The sequence below is a fragment of the Streptomyces sp. NPDC055078 genome (genome assembly GCF_053607985.1).
Genome location: NZ_JBSGUP010000948.1, coordinates 1 through 2309, shown reverse-complemented (window position 1 = coordinate 2309; position 2309 = coordinate 1). Strand labels below are relative to the sequence as shown.

The following is a 2309-nucleotide window of genomic DNA, read 5'->3' as shown; positions in this document are numbered from 1 at the left end:
GCAGGGCCCGCGCCACGCGTGGGCCGACGCGCACCCCTGCGGGGTGTCCTCAAACGCCGGACGGGCTGGATATGACCGCCCCCGCCACGCGCGACAGGCGGAGAATGAACCCGGTCGATGGAGGATGTGTAGCCATCCGGTCACCCCGTGTGGCGAGCCGCCATGTTCGCCCATAGCTTCGGCTCATGACACAACAACGCAAACCGCGCAAAAGACAGCTCGCCTGCCTCGCAGGCGCCACCGTCGTCATCGCATCGGGACTCGTCGCCGCCGCGCCCCCCTCCGCCGCCGCCCGGCACATCGTGCATCCCGGGGAGTCGATTCAGGCGGCGGTCGACGCCGCGAGGCCGGGGGACACCGTGCTGGTGCTCCCCGGCGTCTACCGGGAGAGTGTGCGGATCCGCACGGCGGGCCTGACCCTGCGCGGATCGGGGCCCGGTACCGTGCTCACCCCGGCGCCCGCCAGGGCGCGGGCCCTCAGCTCCTGTGCGCGGAGTGGGCACGGGGTGTGTGTGACCGGAACGGCGAAGGCGGACCTGGCCGGGGTCTCCGTACGGTCGCTGAAGCTGACCGGGTTCCGGCAGCACGGGCTGTGGGCCTCCCGGACGGACCGGCTCTCCGTGGAGCGGGTGACGGCCGAGAAGAACGGCGTCTGGGGGCTGGCGCAGCAGCGGTCCACCCGGGGCGAGTTCCGGCGCAACACCGTACGCGGCAACGGCGACGCGGGCATCTTCGTCGCGAACGCGGTCGACGCGGAAGGCGGGGCCACCGACACACACGGCACGGTGATCGCCGGGAACACGGCGGCGGAGAACCGTATCGGCGTCACCGTACGGCGGGTCAGAAACCTCTCCGTACGCGGCAACGACATCTCCGCGAACTGCGCGGGCATGTTCATCGTGGGCGACGAGTCCAAGCCCGCGGCCGGGGCGATGACCGTGAGCGGCAACACCGTCGAGAAGAACAACAAGCTCTGTCCTGCCACCGCCAGACTGCCGGTCATCCAGGGCTCCGGCATCGTGCTGACCGGTTCCGAGGCCACCGTCATCCGGCACAACAGGGTGCTGGGCAATGTGGGCACCGCGCCGATGTCCGGCGGCATCGTGCTGGTCAAGAGCTTCGTGGGGGCGGCCAACACCGACAATGTCATCGAGGACAACGAGGTCAGCGACAACAAGACCGCCGATCTGGTCCACCGCGGCGGCGGCAAGGGCAACACCTTCGCCGGCAATGTCTGCAAGTCCTCCGAGCCCGCAGGGATGTGCTGAATGACCACGCTGAGCACCAGACCCGTATCGACCGCGACCATCGACGGCACCCCTCCCCCGGCGATGCGGCTGCGCGAACTCGTCTTCGGGGCGGCCTGCGCGGCGGCCGTCCGGGCGGCGGCGCGGCTCGGTGTCGCCGACGCGCTCGGGGACGTACCGGCCAGTGCGGAGAAGCTCGCCGCGACCGTGTCCACCGAGGCCCAGCCGCTGCGCCGGCTGCTGCGCGCCCTGTCCTGCTACGGCATCTTCGAGGAGCGGCCGGACGGGACGTTCGGCCACACCGAGATGTCGCGGATGCTGCGCGAGGACGACCCGGGGAGCCTGCGCGCCATCGCCCTGTGGTGCACCGAGCCCTGGACCTGGGCCGCCTGGCCGCGTCTGGACGACGCGGTGCGCTCCGGCGACACCGTCTTCCAGGACCTGTACGGGAAGGGCTTCTTCGAGTACCTCCACCAGGACGCGCCGGAATCCGCGCAGGTCTTCAACCGGGCCATGACCACCTCCAGCCGGCAGTCGGCACTGGAGGTCGCCGAGCTGCTCGATCTGACGGGTGTGTCGACCGTCGCCGACATCGGCGGCGGGCAGGGCCATGTGCTGGCCTGTCTGCTGGAGAAGCACCCGGCCCTCCGGGGCACCCTGCTCGATCTGCCGGATGTGGTGGCGAAGGCGGACCCCCGGCTGCGCGAGGGCGGCGCCCTCGCCGAGCGGGCCACCGTGGTGCCCGGGGACTGCCGCCGGGAGATCCCCGTCGACGCCGATCTCTACATCATCAAGAACATCCTGGAGTGGGACGACGCGAGCACCCGCAGCACCCTGCGGAACGTGGTCGCGGCGGCCCGGCCGGGCGCCCGGGTCGTCGTCATCGAGAACCTCGTGGACGACACCCCGTCGCTGAAGTTCACCACCGCCATGGATCTGCTGCTCCTGCTGAACGTGGGCGGTGCCAAGCACACCCGGGGGAGCATGGTGGAGCGGATGACCCAGGCGGGGCTGCCGCCCGGCGACATCCGCCCGGTGAACCCCTATCTCCACGCGTTCGAG

At 71.1% G+C, this 2309-nt stretch carries 2 protein-coding genes; both read left to right on the top strand.

What is annotated here, in order from left to right; translation table 11 throughout:
• The first annotated feature begins 185 nt into the window (after positions 1-185).
• Positions 186-1268 (top strand): right-handed parallel beta-helix repeat-containing protein, encoded by a 1083-nt coding sequence (locus ACWF94_RS38985; protein ID WP_453499796.1) that lies wholly within the window; start codon positions 186-188, stop codon positions 1266-1268.
• A partial coding sequence (locus ACWF94_RS38980) for a methyltransferase (RefSeq protein WP_453499794.1) occupies positions 1269-2309 on the top strand: 1041 nt, incomplete at its 3' end. It abuts the gene before it with no gap.